The organism is Microbacterium sp. As-52, assembly GCF_049949185.1.
In the GTDB taxonomy this organism is placed as follows: domain Bacteria; phylum Actinomycetota; class Actinomycetes; order Actinomycetales; family Microbacteriaceae; genus Microbacterium; species Microbacterium maritypicum_A.
In genome coordinates this window covers 2532896-2550212 of sequence record NZ_CP188171.1, presented here as the reverse complement: position 1 = coordinate 2550212, position 17317 = coordinate 2532896, and the positions used below count along the sequence as shown (strand labels likewise).

Genomic DNA, 17317 nt, shown 5'->3' with positions numbered 1-17317 from the left:
AACCCTAGGCGCTATCGGGACGAGCCTAACGCGATCGGATGAACGGCGGGGAAACGACGACGCGCCCCGCTCGATCATCGGGCGGGGCGCGTCGTGCGGATGGAGCGGCGTCAGACCTCGACGTCGCGGCGACGCACGCGGGCGATCAGCAGCACCAGGGCCCCGACCGCGAGCAACGCGAGCGCCCAGCCGATTCCGGTGATCACGCCACCCGTGGCGGCGAGCCCGTTCAGGTCGACCGTCGCGGTGGCGGCAGCCGTGACCGTCACGGCCCCGCCGACGCCACTCGCCGTGGCCACGTTGACGACCGTGCTCGCCGCGATGTCCGCCGTGGTGAGGGCGTAGGTCACCGGACCGCAGCTCGCCGTGGCGCCGGGAGCGAGGGCGGGGATCGCGCAGTCGACGACGCCACCCAGCTTCGGGTCGTCGATCTTCACGTTCGTCAGCGTCACCGCTCCCGTGTTGGTGACGGTGAACCGGAAGGCGATGGTGTCGCCCGCGTTCATCTTCCCGTTGCGGTCGGCATCGACGTAGTCGCCGCCGGTCTTCGTCAGGGCGATGGCCGGCTGTGCCACGAGCGGGGTCACCACGGTGTCGGTCGCGACCGGCGGGATCTCCGAGGTGCCGGTTCCCGTGGCGGTGGCCGTGTTCTCGATCTCGCCCGCATCGATCTCGGCCTGCGTGAGCACGGCAGGGGCGCCGGCCGCGCAGACGGTCGACTCACCCGGGGCGAGCTCGGTCGCATCGCACGTGACCGCCGCCCCGAGGCGCGGGTCGCTGACCGTGACGCCTGTGAGGGTCGTCGTGCCCGCGTTCGTCACGGTGAACGTGTACGCGATGGTGTCACCGGCATCCGTGCGTCCGTTGCCGTTGGCATCGACAACGGCTGCCGCGGACTTCAGCAGCGTGATGTCGTCGGTGCCCGCGACGCGCACGTCGGCCTCGTCCTGGGCGTCGGCGCTGCCGTTGCGCGACTGCCCCTCGACGGTGGCCACGTTGTGCACGGTCCCGTCGTCGACGTTCTGCTGCGTGAGCACATAGTCGACCGGCCCGCAGGTGACCTCGTCACCCGGACTCAACTCGAGACCGTCGAGAGCGGCGCAGTCGACCCTGCCACCCAGCAGTGGGTCGTCGAGGACGATGTCGCGCAGCACCGTCGTGCCGCTATTGCGGATCGTGAACGTGTAGCCGACCGTGTCACCGGCTCCTGCCCGACCGTCTTCGCCGAGCGCGATCGCTCCCGGGGTCTTGGTCAGCTCGATCGCGCTCGTGCCCGTGATCACGACGTCGGCCGATGCGTCGTCGCTGACCGGACCGAGCGGGCTGGTGCCGGTCGTCGTGGCGGTGTTGCGGACGATTTCGGCCTCGATGTCGGCCTGGGTCAGCGTGTACGTGAACGAGCCGCAGTCCGAGGTGCCGCCCGGCGCGAGAGCACCGACTGCGCAGAGGGTTCCCGCACCGAGCATCGGGTCGGTGATCACCACACCCGTGAGGGTGGTGGTGCCGAGGTTGCGCACCGAGAAGGTGTAGTCGACCGTGTCACCGGCACCGATGAAGCCGTCGCCGTCGGCGTCGAGCACGCGCCCGACGTTCTTGAGCAGTTCGATCGCCGCGGTACCGGTGATGTCCACGTCCGCCTGCGCGGTGTCGGTCACCGTGCCGATCGGTGCGTTCGCCGTGACCGCGGCCTCGTTGTGCACGAGCCCGCCGTCGATGTCGGCCTGGGTGAGCGTGTAGGTGATCGGTGTGCAGGAGACCGACTGCCCCGGTGCGAGCGCGATTCCATCGAGCTCGGGGCACGTCACGGTTCCGCCGAGCATCGGGTCGGTGATCACCGCGTCGCGCAGCGTCGTCGTGCCGTTGTTCGTGACGGTGAACGTGTAGTCGATCGTGTCACCGGCTCCGACGGCGGAGTCGCCGTCCACGTCGACCACGGTCGACGGGTTCTTGGCGAGACTGATGCCGTTGGTCGCCGCGATCGTGACGTTCGCCTCGGCATCGTCGGTCGCGGGGCCCTGGGCCGACTGGGCCGTCACCGCGGCGGTGTTGCGCACCGTCCCGGCATCCACGTCCGCCTGCGTGAGCGTGTACGAGACCGGCGCGCAGGTCACCGTGCCGCCCGGTGCCAAGGGTGCGGCGAAGGCCGCGCACGCCACCGCACCGCCGAGCAGCGGGTCGGTGATCGCGGCACTGGTGAGCGTGACGTCGCCGGTGTTGCGGACCGTGAAGGTATAGGCGACCGTGTCACCCGCACCGATGCGTCCGTCGCCGTCGGTGTCGGTCGGAGCGCTGACGCTCTTGACGAGTTCGACCTGCGGCGTTCCCGAGACCGGAACGGTCACCGTCGAGGTGTTGTCGCTCGGGTCGGGGTCAGGAGTGCTCGATGTCACCGTCGCCGTGTTCGACAGCGTCGCACCCGCGATCGACGGGTCGACCGTGCCGCTCACCGTCGCGGTGAAGGTGGCGCCGACCGCGAGGGTCGGCTGCGTGCACGCGAGCTGCGATCCGGTGACCGTGCACCCGGGGGTGGCGGTCGACGGATTCAGCAGGCCGGCGGGAAGGGCATCGGAGACCGCGACGGCGGAGGCGATGCTCGGCCCGTTGTTGGTCACGACGAGCGTGTAGGTCACGGCGCCGTTGAGAGGAGCCGGGTTCGCCGAGATCGTCTTGACGATCGCGAGGTCGGCGGAGGGCGTGACGGTCACCGACGCGGTGCCGGTGTTGTTCGACGTGTCAGGATCCGGCGTGCGCGAACTCGCCGTCGCGGTGTTGGTCAGCTGTCCTTCCGTGTTGACGGTCGCGGTGACGGTGATCGTCTCGGAGTCGCCCGGCAGCAGGGTGCCCACCGTCCAGCGCGCGTCCTCCATCGACCACGTGCCTGTCGACGGCGTGGCTCCGGTGAGCATGAACCCGACGGGGAGCAGCTCGTCGAGCACCACGCCGGCGGCCGCCGACGGACCTTCGTTGGTGACCGTGACCTCGAACGTCGCGGTCCCGCCGAGCGGAACCGTCGGGGTCGAGGTCGTCTTGACGACGCTCACGTCGGCGTTCGGCGCGAGCGTGACGTCGACCGTCGAGGTGTTGTTGTCGGTGTTCGGATCCGGAGTCCCGGAGGTGGTCGTCGCGGTGTTCGACACCACGCCCGTCGCGGTCGTGCTCCACGTGCCCGTGACCTCGATCGCCACCGATCCCCCGGGAGCGATGTCGCCGAGCTCGCACCCGAGCGTCCCTCCGACGATCGAGCAGCCCGGTCCGTTGACGACGACGTCGAGGAATCCCGCCGGGAGCGTGTCCGAGACCGAGGCGCCGCGGGCGACGGAGGGCCCCGCGTTCGCAACCCGGAGCGTGTACGTGAAAGAGCTCCCCGGCTCGCCCGTCGTCGGCGCCGTCTTGACGATGCTCAGGTCAGCGCTCTGGACGACCTCGACGTCGACCGAGCTGGAGTTGTTCGTGGTGTCCCGGTCGGCCGCGGGGGCCGCGACGGACGCGGTGTTCGTCACGGTGCCGACGGGTGCATCGGCGTCGACCAGAGCGTGCACGACCACGTTCGACGGTCCCCCGACGAGGAACGACGCCCAGGTGCACATGATCGAACTCGCGGTGGATGTGCACGTCGCGCCGGGCGGGGCGTCGACACCCGTCACCGAGAACCCTTCGGGCACGGTGTCGACGAGCGCCACGTTCACGGCGTCCGACGCACCGAGGTTGCGTACAGCGAGAGTGAAGTCGATCGTGTCGCCGGCCGAGACCTGCGCGGCGGAGGCCGTCTTCACGACGGCCATGTCGGCGATCACATCGGGCTGGAAGCTGGTCGACGAGACGTTGTTCGCCGGGTTCGTGTCGGTCGTGCTGGTCGTCACCGTCGCGGTGTTCTGCAGCACAGCGGTGGCGCCGGGGTTGATCTCCACCACGACGAAGGTTTCGACGGAGCTCGCGCCGGGGGCGAGCGTACCCACCTGGCAGGTGAGCATCGACCCCTGAGCCGTGCACGTGCCCTGGCCGGGATCGGCGCTGATGAAGGTCGTGTCCGGGTCCAGCGGGTCGGTGACCACGACGTTGCGCGCCTCGGACGGCCCGGCGTTGAAGACCGAGAGGGTGTAGGTCACCTGCTCGCCGGCGACCGGCGTGGACGGGGAGAACGTCTTGACGATCGACACGTCGGTCTGGGCGGATATCGTGCTGACGACGCTCGCGGTGTTGTTCGCGAGATTCGGATCGGTGCGGGTGCCCGAGACCGTGGCGGTGTTCGACAACGAGGCCCCGGGGTCGCCCGACGGGGAGAGCGTTCCGGTGATCTTGATCTCGGTGCTCTGCCCGACCGCCATGTCCGGTACCGCGCAGCTCACCGTCGCGGTGACGGTGCACGTCACGTCACCCGAGTCGACCCTGACGTTCGTGATGCCTGCAGGGATGGGGTCGGTGACCGTCACCCCTGTCGCAGTCTGCGGGCCGTTGTTCGTCACACCGATCGTGAACGTCACCGGCTGGCCGGCGACCAGCGGATCCGTGTCGATGCTCTTGGTGATCGCCAGGTCGGCGGCGGCGTTCACAGGGGTCTGGGTCTCCTGGCTGACCGAGGTGCGGTCCTGGCCGACGACGTTGTCGCGGAAGGCGACCCGTGCCTCATTGACGATCGTGGTCGCCGCGGCCGAGACATTGACCTTGGCGTCGAAGGTGTAGCTCGTGCTCGCTCCCACGCCGATCGACCCGCCTGCAGTGGCCGTACCCCCGTCACCGAGGCGCACCTGCACCGTGCGGCTCCCCGAGGTGTACGAGCCGCGGTCATCGCCGGCGGCGTCGGTGAGGGCACCCGTGCCCGCTCCGCTGATGATCTTGAGCGAGCCCGGGACGAAGTCGATCCCTGCGGCGAGCACGTCGGACGACACCGACTGCAGCGCCGGGTTCCCGCCGCCGTTGTTCGTGGTGACCGTGTAGCGCAGCGTGTCGCCCACCTCAGCGGTCGTGCCTCCGCGCGTCAGATTGGTCACCGACTTGTTCGTGATGAGACAGGGGCCGGTTCCGAAGGTGATGTCGTCGAGGAAGTTGCCGACGGAAGCGCTGCCACCAGCCGAGCTGACCGCCTCGAAGCCGAAGCGCGTCACCGTCTGACCCGCGGGAACGGTGTACGTGCCGGTGTGCGCGCCCCAGGCCGTGTTCCCGTCGGAGAGGTTGGGGCCGCTCTGCACGAGGGCTCCGGTCGGGGTGCCGATCACGACGCGCATGACGTCGGTCCCGGTGCGCCCGCGGTGCTTGAGCGACCACGACAGCGTCTGGCCCGGCGTCGTCGCCACGTCCTGATAGAGCCGGCTGGGGCTGTTCGCGTTGAGCTCGGCGAACTGCCGCCCCGCGGCGGCGGTGACGCCGTTGAATCCGCTGCTCCACAGCTCGATCTGGTTCAGGCTGTCGTTCGTGAACCACCCGGGGACCTGATTCTCGTCGGGGAGCGACACCGAGGCGTTCGGGATCACCGGCGCCTCGAACCCGCCGTTGACGAGGGCGACCGTTCCCTGACAGCTGGTCGGGGTCTGCGCCGCCGATGCCGATGTCGGAGCGACCGCTTCGGTGACGACGGTGAGGCCAGCAGCCAGCAGCAGTACCGAAGTCGCCCCCGCGATGGCGCGACGAATGGACAGACGTGGGTGTGCACGCATGTGAAGTTCTCCCCGGTTCACGGAAGAGCCCGAACCGGCATCTCCCCCGCTGGAAGGCTAACCCGGGTGTAGCCGAAAGTGGTAGACCGGCCTTCGGACGAAGTCCCCGACTACGCTCGAAGCACCGCGTTCTCCAGGAAGGTCACGACATGCCCGTCACCCCCGCAGCCCTCGCCCACGCCGAGGACCTCGCCGACTTCGTCGCCGCCTCGCCCTCGAGCTACCACGCGGCAGCCGAGGTCGCTCGACGACTGGAGGAGTCCGGGTTCACGCGGCTGCACGAGGAAGACGAATGGCCTCTTCAGCCCGGTGGGCGCTTCGTGGTCGTGCGCGACGGCGCGGCGATCGCCTGGGTCGTGCCGTCGGACGCCGCGACCACCACGCCGGTGCAGATCTTCGGCGCGCACACCGACTCCCCCGGGTTCAAGCTCAAGCCGCAGCCGACCACCGGTTCGCGGGGCTGGCTGCAGGCTGCAGTCGAGGTGTACGGCGGACCGCTGTTGAACTCCTGGCTCGACCGCGAGCTGCGCCTCGCCGGGCGACTGGCGCTGGCCGACGGCCATGTCGTGCTGGCGGACACCGGCGCCCTGCTGCGCCTGCCACAGCTCGCAATCCACCTCGATCGCGGCGTCAACAACGGGTTGGCCCTCGACAAGCAGACCGAGACGCAGCCCGTGTGGGGGCTGGGCGACCCGACCGAGGCCGACATCCTCGCCGAACTCGCCGCATCGGCCGACGTGGCAGCGTCCGAGATCCGCGGATACGACGTGGTCGTCGCCGACTCCGCACGCGGCGCGGTGTTCGGCAAGGACGACGCGTTCTTCGCCTCCGGCCGTCTCGACGACCTCGCCTCGGTGCACGCCGGCGTGGTCGCACTCGCGACGCACGAACCGTCCGCGGGCGCACCGATCGCGGTGCTCGCCGCGTTCGACCACGAGGAGCTCGGCTCGGAGTCCCGTTCCGGGGCCGCCGGCCCCTTCCTCGAAGACGTGCTCGAGCGCGTGTACGCGAGGCTGGGCGCCGATGGATCCGCGCGCCGTCAGGCGTATGCCTCGTCGTGGTGCCTGTCGAGCGACGTCGGACACTCGGTGCACCCGAACTACGCCGCCAAGCACGACCCCGTGGTGCAACCGGTGCTCGGCTCGGGACCGATCCTGAAGATCAACGCCAACCAGCGCTATGCGACGGATGCGATCGGCACGGCGTCATGGCGGAGCTGGTGCGAGCGCGCAGGCGTCGCGACGCAGGAGTTCGTGTCGAACAACAGCGTGCCGTGCGGCTCGACGATCGGCCCGATCACGGCGACCCGCCTCGGCATCCGCACGGTCGACGTGGGCATCCCCATCCTCTCGATGCACTCCGCACGAGAGCTCGCCGGGGTCTCCGACCTGCACGATCTGGCCCGCACCGCGCAGTCGTTCTTCGCTGGCTGAGCACGCGGGCGGATCCGGCCCACGCGAAGTCCGCCCGGCCGCGCCCCCGCAGTGCCAGGATGTGAGCATGACGGACATCAAGCCGGCCCTCATCGAGCGTGCGGGCATCGAGATCATCCCCGAATCCGAGCGCACCGCGAAGCCTCGTGACCTGTTCTGGCCGTGGTTCGCGGCGAACGTCTCGGTGTTCGGCATGTCGTACGGCTCGTTCGTGTTGGGCTTCGGCATCTCGTTCTGGCAGGCGACGCTCGTCTCGATCATCGGCATCGTGGTGTCGTTCCTGCTGTGCGGGCTCATCGCGATCGCCGGCAAGCGCGGCTCGGCGCCCACCATGGTGCTCTCCCGCGCGGCGTTCGGCGTGCAGGGCCAGAAGGTTCCGGGTATCGTCTCGTGGCTGACCTCGATCGGCTGGGAGACGTTCCTCGCGATCATGGCGGTACTCGCCACCGCGACCGTCATCACGCAACTCGGAGGTGACGGCGACAGCATCTGGCTGCGCATCGTCGCGACCGTCATCGTCGCAGCGCTGATCGTGACCGCCTCCGTGCTCGGCTATCACACGATCATGAAGCTGCAGTCGGTGCTCACGTGGATCACCGGCGTGGTGACCGTGGTCTACATCGTCCTCGCGGCGCCGGCGATCGACTTCGCCGCCGTGCTGGCCCGCCCCGACGGCGGTGTCGGTCAGGTGATCGGCGCGCTCGTGATGGTGATGACCGGATTCGGGCTCGGCTGGATCAACATCGCCGCCGACTGGTCGAGGTACCAGAAGCGCACGGCGTCCGACGGAGCGATCGTCGCCTGGAACACGATCGGCGGCTCCGTGGCACCCGTGATCCTCGTGGTGTTCGGCCTGCTGCTCGGCGGCTCCGACGAAGACCTCATGAACGCGATCGCCGCCGACCCGATCGGCGCGCTCGCCTCGATCCTTCCTCCCTGGGTACTCGTGCCGTTCCTGCTGACGGCCGTGCTCGCGCTCGTCTCGGGCGCGGTGCTGGGCATCTACTCCTCCGGGCTCACCCTGCTCAGCCTCGGCATCCGCATCCCGCGCCCGTCGGCGGCCGCGATCGACGGCGTGATCCTCACACTCGGCACGATCTTCGTGGTGTTCTTCGCGACCGACTTCCTGGGGCCGTTCCAGAGCTTCCTGATCACGCTCGGTGTGCCGCTCGCCTCGTGGGCCGGCATCCTGATCGCCGACATCCTGCGTCGGAAGAAGGACTACGACGAGGAGGCCCTGTTCGATCAGAACGGTCGTTACGGCGCGTGGGACTGGACATCGATCGGCACCCTGGTCGTCACGAGCGTGATCGGTTGGGGCCTGGTCGTGAACAACTTCGCCGAGGATGCCGCGTGGAACAACTGGCAGGGCTACCTGCTGTTCCTCATCGGCGGCAGGGACGGCGAGTGGGCATACGCGAACCTCGGGGTGTTCTTCGCGCTGGTGCTGTCGTTCCTCGTGACCTACGCCGCCAGGGCCGCGAAGATCCGACGCCAGGAGGCCGTGTGAGCGCTCCGGCTGCCGGGGACACCTGGCTCGTGGTGATCGATCCGCAGGCGATCTTCGCCTCGCCGGAGTCTGCGTGGGGTTCACCTTTCTTCGCCGAGGCGATGCCGAGCATCCGCGCCCTGGCGGAGGCGTTCGGCGACCGCGTGCTCGTGACGCGCTGGGTGCCGACCGCCGATCGGTCCACCTCCTGGGGCGACTACTTCGCAGCCTGGCCGTTCGCCGACCAGCCGCCGGGCGACCCGCTGTTCGCCCTGGTGCCCGAAGCGATCGACCTCTCCCCGCATCCGAGCTTCGACCTGCCGACGTTCGGCAAGTGGGGCCCCGAGCTCGAAGCGGTGGTCGGTCGCGGAGGGCGCCTGGTGCTCGCCGGGGTCTCGACGGACTGCTGCGTGATCTCGACGGCTCTGGCCGCGGCCGACGCGGGTGCGCACGTCACGATCGCCGCGGATGCCTGCGCCGGCTCGACTGCGGAGAACCACGCGACTGCGCTGCACGTCATGGGACTGTATCCCCCGCAGATCACCGTGAGCGACACCGCCACCGTGCTCGGCAACCGCTGACGGCGGGCGTGGGCCTCAGTCCGAGGCTCGCACGGCGGCGGCGATGTCGGTCGGGGAGCCGTGCCAGGGCGCGCCGTGACCCGGCAGCACCCAGGAGGCCGAGACCGCGGCCAGGCGGTCGAGCGAGGCGAGCGCCTCGTCGGGCTCGTCCGTGAAGGGCGCGCGCTGCGCCCCGGTCCGTCCCGTGAGCACGTGCCGAGTGGTCAGCGCGTCGCCGACGAACACCGCGTCGACGGCCGGCACGTGCACCGCGATGCTCCCCGGCGAGTGGCCGGGCATCCCGATGACGACCGGAGCACCGGGCAGATCCAGCACGTCGCCGTCGCCGACTTCCGTGACGACCGACACGTGATGTGCGCGCAGGGCGTTCTTGCGCAGGCCGTAGGCGAAGAAGCCGAGCGTGGGCCCGATCTTCGCCGGTCCCATCGCGGTCTTCGGCTTCTCCCCGGTGCGCACACGATGGCTGTCGGCCGCATGGATGAACACCGGCACTCCCGCCTCTGTGCGCAGCCGCTCGGCGAAGCCGATGTGATCGCCGTCGCCGTGGGTGAGGACGAGTCCGCGGATGTCGGACAGCGGGCGACCGAGCGCGGCGAGTTCGCGCTGCAGATCGTGCCAGTGCCCTGGCAGCCCCGCGTCGATCAGGGTGATGCCCTCGGGCAGGTCGATCAGGTACGAGGCGACGATGTCGTTGCCGAGGCGGTGCAGGTGCGGTGCGAGCTTCATGGCGGATCCTCTCGGGATGATTGCGATGGCTACGTTACGTAGCTATCATGGCTATTGTCAATAGCCATCCAGGGAGGATCCGATGCCGACACCGGAACGCACGTCCACCGACGAGATCGTCGCGGCCGGACGGGAGATCCTCGAGGTCGCGGGACCTTCGGGCCTCACGATGCAGGCGGTCGCGAACAGGGTGGGCGTCCGCGCCCCCTCGCTCTACAAGCGGGTGCGGGACCGGGATGCTCTGCACGCCGCCGTCGCCACCGCGTCGATCGATGCGCTCACGGCGCGGCTCGAAGCCGCGGGTGACGACATCGGTGCGCTCGCTCATGCCTACCGCGACTTCGCGCACGCGCATCCGGAGGGCTTCCGGATCATGTTCACGATCGCGGCTCCGCATGACGCGCTGGAACGTTCGGCGGCACCCCTCATGCGCGCCGCCGCCTCCCTGGTCGGTGACGACGACGCGCTCGACGCCGCCCGTCTGTTCACCGCCTGGGCGACCGGCTTCCTGCAGATGGAGCTGTCCGGAGCGTTCCGACTCGGCGGCGACGTCGACCGCGCTTTCGAGTACGGCCTGCGTCGACTCATCGCCGGGATGGCCGGCTGAACCGCCACGGGTTCGATCACTGTCGCGCACCGGCATCCACATCCGGAGTCGCGCACCGCGGGCCGCCGGGCTACTTCATCGTGTCGAGGATGCCGACGAGGTCTTCGAACGTGGTGAGGGGATTCAGGATGGCGAAGCGTGTGTTCGGACGCCCGGCATGGGAGCTGGGGACCACGAACGCCCGCTGCGAGTCGAGCAGGGCCGCCGACCATCGGTCGTAGTCGGCACGCTCCCAGCCGTCGCGCTCGAACACCACGATCGACAGCTGCGGGTCTCGCACCAGACGCAGCTCCGGACGTCGGGCGATCTCCGCGGCGATCCGTCGCGTCAGCGCGAGTCCGGCACTCACCGCCTCACGGTAGGCCGTGACCCCATAGGTCGCGACCGAGAACCACATGGGCAGGCCGCGCGGGCGACGCGTCAACTGGATGGAGTAGTCCGAGGGGCTGAACTCGTCGACGTCGGTGAGGATGTCGAGGTATTCGGCATGCTGCGTGTGCGCCCGGCGCCCGCTGTCGGGGTCGCGGTAGATCAGCGCGCAGCAGTCGAACGGTGCGAACAGCCATTTGTGCGGATCGACGATGACCGAGTCGGCGCGCTCGACGCCGGCGAAGATGTGCCGCGCTTCCGGCGCCAGCATCGCGGTGAGACCGTAGGCACCGTCGATATGCAGCCAGAAATCGAACTCGTCCTTGAGCGCCGCGATCCCCTCGATGTCGTCGACGATGCCGAAGTTGGTCGAGCCGCCGGTCGCGACGACCGCACAGATCTCGTCACCGTGCGCGAGGAGGGCTTCGCGCACGCCCTCCGCACGCAGCACGCCGTCGTCGCCCGCAGGAACCAGCAGCACGTCGGCATCCATCACCTTCGCGGCCGACTTGTTCGAGGAGTGCGCCTCGACGCTGCACAGGATCTTCCATCGGCTCGGCAGCTCCTTGCCGGCCGCGATCAGCCGCGCCTTCGCCGCCTCGCGCGCGGCGACCAGTGCCGAGAGGTTGCCGATCGTGCCGCCCTGCACGAACACTCCGCCCGCGGTCTCGGGCAGCCCGAACTCGCTCGCGAGCCACGACAGCACCTCGTTCTCGGCGTGCACGGCCCCCGCGCCCTCGAGCCAGCTGCCGCCGTAGAGTCCGGATGCCGACACGACGAGGTCGAACGCGATCGCCGCCATGGTCGGCGCTGTCGGGATGAACGACAGATACAACGGGTGGCTCGTGGTCAGGCACGCCGGGGCGAGGACGTGCTCGAACACGCTGAGGGCACGCGCGGCCCCGAGTCCCGCATCGGTGATCGTGGGCCCGACGAGGCGGTTCAGCTCGGCCTCGGACTGGGGCTTGTCGAGCGGCACGTCGGCGGCGAGCATGCGACGACGCGAGTAGTCGAGCACGGCGTCGACGATCGCCGTCGATTCGGGCGAGGCCGCGTGCATGCGCACAGCATCCATGGGCGTTCCTTTACTTGTCATCAGATCGGGAGTCGGCAGATAGAGAGTCGGCGGGTGCGGTGTCGAGCGGTGCGATGTCGAGCGGTGCGGTGTCGAGCACGGCCGACAGTGCACGCCTGGCCAGGTCGGCGCGGTCGCGGGGCGCCCACTTCACGAGGGAGTGCGCGTTCATTCCGTCGACCATCGCGAGCAGCAGCCACGCGGCCATGTCGGCGCGGCCGGCCGCGATCGCACCGGTCGCCGCGGCCCGGGCGAAGATCTGCTCCAGCGCGCTCTGCCACCCGTCCATCTCCTGCCGCACGCGGGCGGCGAGCGCCTCGTTGCGAGCACCGAGCGCCCACGCCTGCACCCAGATCAGGGTGACGTCGTCGCGGTCGGCGTCGAGGAGTGTCTCGATCAGGCGCAGCAGACCGGCCCGCAGCGCGGCGGGGCCGTCGGCGCCATCGAACGCGGCGATCACCTCGTCGCGCTCAGCCGCCACGATCAGCCCGAACACATCGGCGACGAACGCGTCCATCCCCGGCCGGTAGTGCGCCACGAGCGCCGGAGTCACCCCGACGCGAGCGGCGACCGCCCGCACGGTGAGGCTCTCGAGACCACTCTCGCGCGCAAGGCCGATCGCGCCGTCGAGGATCGAGTGATCGCGCTCCTCCGGCGACATCCGGCGAGCGCCCGCACCTGTTGACGTGGTCTTCATCAGGGGTTACCGTAACACCTGTTGATCGCATGTTCAATAGAAGAACCGGCAGCAGCGAGGAGATCACGATGAGCTGGCGCATGCCCACCGAGACCGCACGTCACGAGCGCACCTGGATGGCGTTCCCTGCAGAGGGCGAGACCCTCGGCGACACCGACACGGCGCGCGAAGAGGGCTACGCCACCTGGACCGCCGTCGCCCATGCGGTCGCAGAATTCGAGCCCGTGTCGATGCTGGTCGACCCGAGCGAGGTCGACAGGGCCCGGCGCATGCTCAGCAGCAGCATCGAGATCGTCGAAGCGCCGGTCGACGAGTTCTGGATGCGCGATTCCGGGCCGACGTTCGTGGTCGACGACGACCGGCCGGGAGTGCTCGGTGCGGTCGACTGGATCTTCAACGGCTGGGGTGCGCCGGAATGGGCCGAGTGGCGCAAGGCCGCGCAGCACGCGCGCATCGTCGCCGGCGCCGTCGGGGCGGAGCTCGTGAGCTCCACACTCGTGAACGAGGGCGGCGGCATCCACGTCGACGGCGAGGGCACCGTGCTGCTCACCGAGACCGTGCAGCTCGACCCTCGGCGCAACCCCTTCGCCGACAAGCAGCGGATCGAGGCCGAGATGGCCCGCACTATCGGCGCGACCAAGGCCGTGTGGCTGCCCCGTGGGCTCACTCGCGACTACGACGACTTCGGCACGAACGGCCACGTCGACATCGTCGCCACCATCGTCTCGCCCGGGCGGCTGCTGCTGCACGATCAGCAGAACCCCGAGCACCCCGACCACGCCGTCACCCGTGAGCTGCGCGCCCTGCTCTCGGAGCAGACCGATGCCGCCGGACGCCGCTTCGAGGTGATCGACCTGCCCGCACCCTCCACGCTGACGGACCAGGAGGGGCCCGTCGACTGGAGCTACGTCAACCACCTGGTCACGAACGACGGCGTGGTGGCGTGCGGCTTCGGCGACGAGAAGGCGGATGCCGCGGCGCGCGAGATCCTCGCCGACGCCTACCCCGGACGCCGGGTCGTCACGGTGGATGCGCGCCCGCTGTTCGACCGCGGCGGAGGGATCCACTGCATCACTCAGCAGCAGCCCGCCCTCGACGGAAGCCACTGATGTTCGACGTGGTGGAGGCATCCATCGCCGAGCTGCGGCGCGCCCTCGAGACCGGCGAGACGACCGCGGTCGAACTCATCGACGCCTACCTCGCGCGCATCGCCGCCTTCGACGCCCCCGGCACGGCTACGGCGCTGAACGCCGTCGTCGTCGCCAACCCGGAGGCCCGTGCCGAGGCGGCGGCATCGGATGCTCGTCGCGCCCGCGGCGAGGCCCTCGGGCCCCTCGACGGCATCCCCTACACAGCGAAGGACAGCTACCTCGTGCGCGGCCTCACCGCCGCCGCGGGAAGTCCCGCTTTCGCGGAGCTCGTGGCCCAGCGCGATGCCTTCACGATCGAGCGGCTGCGTGCGGGCGGAGCCATCTGCCTCGGGCTCACGAACATGCCTCCGATGGCGAACGGCGGCATGCAGCGTGGTGCCTACGGTCGCGCGGAGAGTCCGTACAACGCGGCCTTCCTCACAGCGCCCTTCGCCTCCGGCTCGTCGAACGGCTCCGGCACGGCGACGGCGGCGAGTTTCGCCGCTTTCGGCCTCGGCGAGGAGACCTGGTCGAGCGGCCGGGGCCCCGCGACCAACAACGCGCTGTGCGCCTACACCCCCTCACGCGGCGTGATCTCGACCCGCGGGAACTGGCCTCTCGTGCCGACCATGGACGTCGTGGTGCCGCACACCCGCTCGATGGCCGATCTGCTCGAGGTGCTCGACGTGATCGTCGCCGACGACGCCGAGACCCGCGGCGACTTCTGGCGGGCGCAGCCGTGGGTCGAGCTGCCCGCCGCATCCGCCGTCCGCCCGGAGTCGTATCGCGCCCTCGCCGCGGACACGGCGCGCACGCTCGTCGGTGCACGCATCGGCATCCCCCGCATGTACATCAATGCGGACCCGGATGCCGGCAGCACCGAGAGCCCGGGCATCGGCGGCCCCACCGGCCGGCGCATCGACACACGGGCGAGCATCATCGCGCGCTGGGAGGCCGCCCGCCGCGACCTCACCGCTGCCGGAGCGACCGTGATCGAGGTCGACTTCCCCGCGGTGTCGAACTACGAGAGAGACCGTCCGGGGGCGCACACCATCGCGACTCGCGGCCTGGTGTCACCCGAGTACCTGCACCGCGAGATCGTCGACCTCTCGGCGTGGGCGTGGGAGGACTTCCTGCAGGCGAACGGCGACCCGGGCCTGCGCTCGCTCGCCGAGGTCGACGGCGCCAGGATCTTCCCGCATCCGGAGGGCGCGCTTCCCGACCGTTACACCGGGTTCGACGACGATATCGCCGAGTATCCGGACTGGGTGCGCCGCCATCCCGACGTCTCGTACAGGGACATGCCCGAGCTCGAAGACGGGCTGCGCGGCCTGGAGGAGACCCGCCGCCGGGACCTCGAGGTGTGGATGGATGTGCTGCGGCTCGACGCCGTGGTCTTCCCCGCGGTCGCCGACGTGGGGCCGGCCGACATGGACGTGAACCCGGAATCCGCCGACCTCGGCTGGCGCAACGGCGTGTGGATCGCGAACGGCAACCTCGCGATACGTCACCTCGGCATCCCGACCGTCACCGTGCCGATGGGACTGATGAGCGACATCGACATGCCGATCGGGCTGACATTCGCGGGACGGGCGTACGACGACACGCGACTGCTGCGTTTCGCCTCGGCATTCGAAGCGGCAGGCGGCCCTGGCACGCGTCGCACGCCGCCGACGCGCACCCCCGCGCTCTGAAAGAGCCGCCAGCGTGACATAACACTCCTGTGACGCTCGCCACGATAGTGATATGTTCGGCGCATGCACAGCGAGAACGAACGCGCCCTCGAATCCGGTATCGTCACCGACCTCTCGGGGCGGATGACCTACGGCTCGTACCTGGCGCTCGACCAGCTGCTCACCGCGCAGCACCCGGTGAGCGCACCGCAGCACCACGACGAGATGCTGTTCATCATCCAGCACCAGACCACCGAGCTGTGGCTCAAGCAGCTGCTGCATGAGCTGTCCTCCGCTCGCGAGCTGCTCGCCCACGACGACCTGCGCGAGGCCCTGAAGCGCATCGCCAGGGTCAAGCGCATCCAAGACGTGATGACGCAGCAGTGGTCGGTGCTCGCCACGCTCACCCCCACCGAGTACGCACAGTTCCGCGGGGCACTGGGCAACTCGTCGGGCTTCCAGTCCGTGCAGTACCGGGCGGTGGAGTTCGCCCTCGGCAACAAGAACGCGAAGATGCTGAGCGTCTTCGCCGACCACCCCGCCAACCTCGCTCTGCTCACCGCCGAGTGGGAGAAGCCGACCCTGTACGACGAATTCCTGCGTTTCGCCGCCCGCCGTGGGCTGCCGATCCCGAGCTCGATCCTCGAGCGCGACGTGCGCGAGCCCTACCGGGAGACCCCGGAGCTGGTGCCGGCGATCCGCGAGATCTACCAGGATCCGAGCCGGTACTGGGACCTGTACGAGGCGTGCGAAGACCTGGTCGACCTCGAGGACAACTTCCAGTTCTGGCGCTTCCGGCACCTCAAGACCGTCGCCCGGACCATCGGAATGAAGGTCGGCACCGGTGGCTCCAGCGGGGTCGGATTCCTGCAGCGCGCGCTGGACCTGACGTTCTTCCCCGAGCTCTACACCGTGCGCACCGAGATCGGCAGCTGATGAAGGCCGCGACGTTCTTCGACGGGACCGCATGGCGCGAGGGCGTCGTCGAGCTCGCCGACGGGCGCGTGCGGCTGCGCGATGAGCGCCCCACCCCCGACCTCCCCCGCATCCCCGGCGCCATCACCGGCGGATTCACCGACCACCACGTGCACCTGCAGCTCGTCGCGCACGGCCTGCTGGCAGGGTCGCGCCTCGGCCGCGTGATCGACCTCGGCGGCAACCCCCAGGTATTGCGCCGGCTCGCCGTGCAGGCGGTCGCGATCGACTATGCCGGCGCTTTCCTGACCGCTCCGGGCGGTTACCCCTCCGACCGCGACTGGGCACCGGAGGGCTCCGTCCGCGAGATCACCGACGCGGATTCCGCCGCCGCCGCGGTCGCCGGGATGGCGGCGGCCGGAGCCACCCGCCTCAAGGTCACCAGCAACAGCGCCGCAGGACCGGTGCTCTCCGACGACCTCTTCCGCGCGATCGTGCGGGCGGCCGACGAGCACGGCCTTGCGGTCGTCGCGCATGCCGAAGGGGCGGGCGAAGCGCAGCGCGTCGTGCGTCTCGGAGCCTCCCACCTGGCCCATGCCCCGTTCACGGAGCGCCTCGACGACGCGGAGATCGTGCGCCAGGCGGCCTCGGCCTCGTGGATCTCGACGCTCGCGATCCACGAAGACCCCGAGCGCGCGATCGCGATCGACAACGTGCGCCGCTTCCACGCCGCAGGCGGGACCGTGCTCTACGGCACCGATCTGGGCAACGGGCCGATGCCGGTCGACCTGAACCCGCGCGAGATCGCCGCCCTCCGCGAAGCCGGGCTCGACGACGCCGCCCTCCTGCGCGCACTCGCGCCCGGGGATCCGTTCGACCCCACCTCCGTGCTCCTGCTCTCGGGCGGAACAGCCTCGACGGCCGATCCGCTCGACGCCCGCCCCCTCACCCCCGCAGATCTGAAGGTGTGA

General features: G+C 69.9%; 12 protein-coding genes. 8 read left to right on the top strand and 4 right to left on the bottom strand.

Annotated elements, in window-relative coordinates:
* Positions 1–110: 110 nt before the first annotated feature.
* Positions 111–5651, bottom strand: coding sequence for a DUF7507 domain-containing protein (locus ACLFA2_RS12240; protein WP_426621383.1), 5541 nt, complete (start codon positions 5649–5651; stop codon positions 111–113).
* 149 nt (positions 5652–5800) lie between these two features.
* Here ACLFA2_RS12240 and ACLFA2_RS12235 point away from each other — a divergent pair, with 149 nt between their 5' ends.
* From ACLFA2_RS12235 to ACLFA2_RS12225, 3 genes are all read left to right on the top strand, one after another.
* Complete coding sequence (locus ACLFA2_RS12235) at positions 5801–7084, top strand: M18 family aminopeptidase (protein ID WP_347123505.1); 1284 nt, start codon at positions 5801–5803, stop codon at positions 7082–7084.
* A 67-nt stretch (positions 7085–7151) separates the two neighbouring features.
* Positions 7152–8594 carry a purine-cytosine permease family protein gene (locus tag ACLFA2_RS12230; protein WP_347123507.1) on the top strand — a complete coding sequence of 481 codons (1443 nt, stop codon included), beginning with the start codon at positions 7152–7154 and terminating at the stop codon, positions 8592–8594.
* Positions 8591–9154, top strand: a complete 564-nt coding sequence (locus ACLFA2_RS12225) for a cysteine hydrolase (protein WP_347123509.1) — start codon at positions 8591–8593, stop codon at positions 9152–9154. The genes ACLFA2_RS12230 and ACLFA2_RS12225 overlap by 4 nt, the downstream gene beginning before the upstream one ends.
* A gap of 15 nt (positions 9155–9169) precedes the next feature.
* On the opposite strand, the gene ACLFA2_RS12220 is transcribed toward ACLFA2_RS12225, so the two are convergent.
* Positions 9170–9880, bottom strand: a complete 711-nt coding sequence (locus ACLFA2_RS12220; protein WP_347123511.1) for an MBL fold metallo-hydrolase — start codon at positions 9878–9880, stop codon at positions 9170–9172.
* A gap of 82 nt (positions 9881–9962) precedes the next feature.
* Here ACLFA2_RS12220 and ACLFA2_RS12215 point away from each other — a divergent pair, with 82 nt between their 5' ends.
* Positions 9963–10487, top strand: a complete 525-nt coding sequence (locus ACLFA2_RS12215; protein WP_029259969.1) for a TetR/AcrR family transcriptional regulator — start codon at positions 9963–9965, stop codon at positions 10485–10487.
* 70 nt (positions 10488–10557) lie between these two features.
* Here the strand turns inward: ACLFA2_RS12215 and ACLFA2_RS12210 are convergent, their stop codons facing one another.
* Together ACLFA2_RS12210 and ACLFA2_RS12205 are read right to left on the bottom strand one after the other, a co-directional pair.
* Positions 10558–11931 carry a pyridoxal phosphate-dependent decarboxylase family protein gene (locus tag ACLFA2_RS12210; protein WP_021201223.1) on the bottom strand — a complete coding sequence of 458 codons (1374 nt, stop codon included), beginning with the start codon at positions 11929–11931 and terminating at the stop codon, positions 10558–10560.
* 10 nt (positions 11932–11941) lie between these two features.
* On the bottom strand, positions 11942–12628 hold the full coding sequence (locus ACLFA2_RS12205; protein ID WP_167255511.1) for a TetR/AcrR family transcriptional regulator: 687 nt from the start codon (positions 12626–12628) through the stop codon (positions 11942–11944).
* A 68-nt stretch (positions 12629–12696) separates the two neighbouring features.
* Between ACLFA2_RS12205 and ACLFA2_RS12200 the strand changes: the two genes are divergently transcribed.
* The 4 genes from ACLFA2_RS12200 (at position 12697) to ACLFA2_RS12185 (ending at position 17317) form a co-directional block, all read left to right on the top strand.
* Complete coding sequence (locus tag ACLFA2_RS12200) at positions 12697–13737, top strand: agmatine deiminase family protein (RefSeq protein ID WP_021201225.1); 1041 nt, start codon at positions 12697–12699, stop codon at positions 13735–13737.
* A complete protein-coding gene (locus ACLFA2_RS12195; RefSeq protein ID WP_347123515.1) occupies positions 13737–15452 on the top strand; it encodes an amidase in 1716 nt (571 codons plus the stop codon). The genes ACLFA2_RS12200 and ACLFA2_RS12195 overlap by 1 nt, the downstream gene beginning before the upstream one ends.
* Before the next feature lie 63 nt (positions 15453–15515).
* Positions 15516–16367, top strand: coding sequence for a tryptophan 2,3-dioxygenase (locus ACLFA2_RS12190; RefSeq protein WP_347123517.1), 852 nt, complete (start codon positions 15516–15518; stop codon positions 16365–16367).
* Entirely contained in the window at positions 16367–17317 is a 951-nt protein-coding gene (locus tag ACLFA2_RS12185) for a hydrolase (protein WP_347123519.1), read from the top strand. Before ACLFA2_RS12190 ends, ACLFA2_RS12185 begins: the two co-directional genes overlap by 1 nt.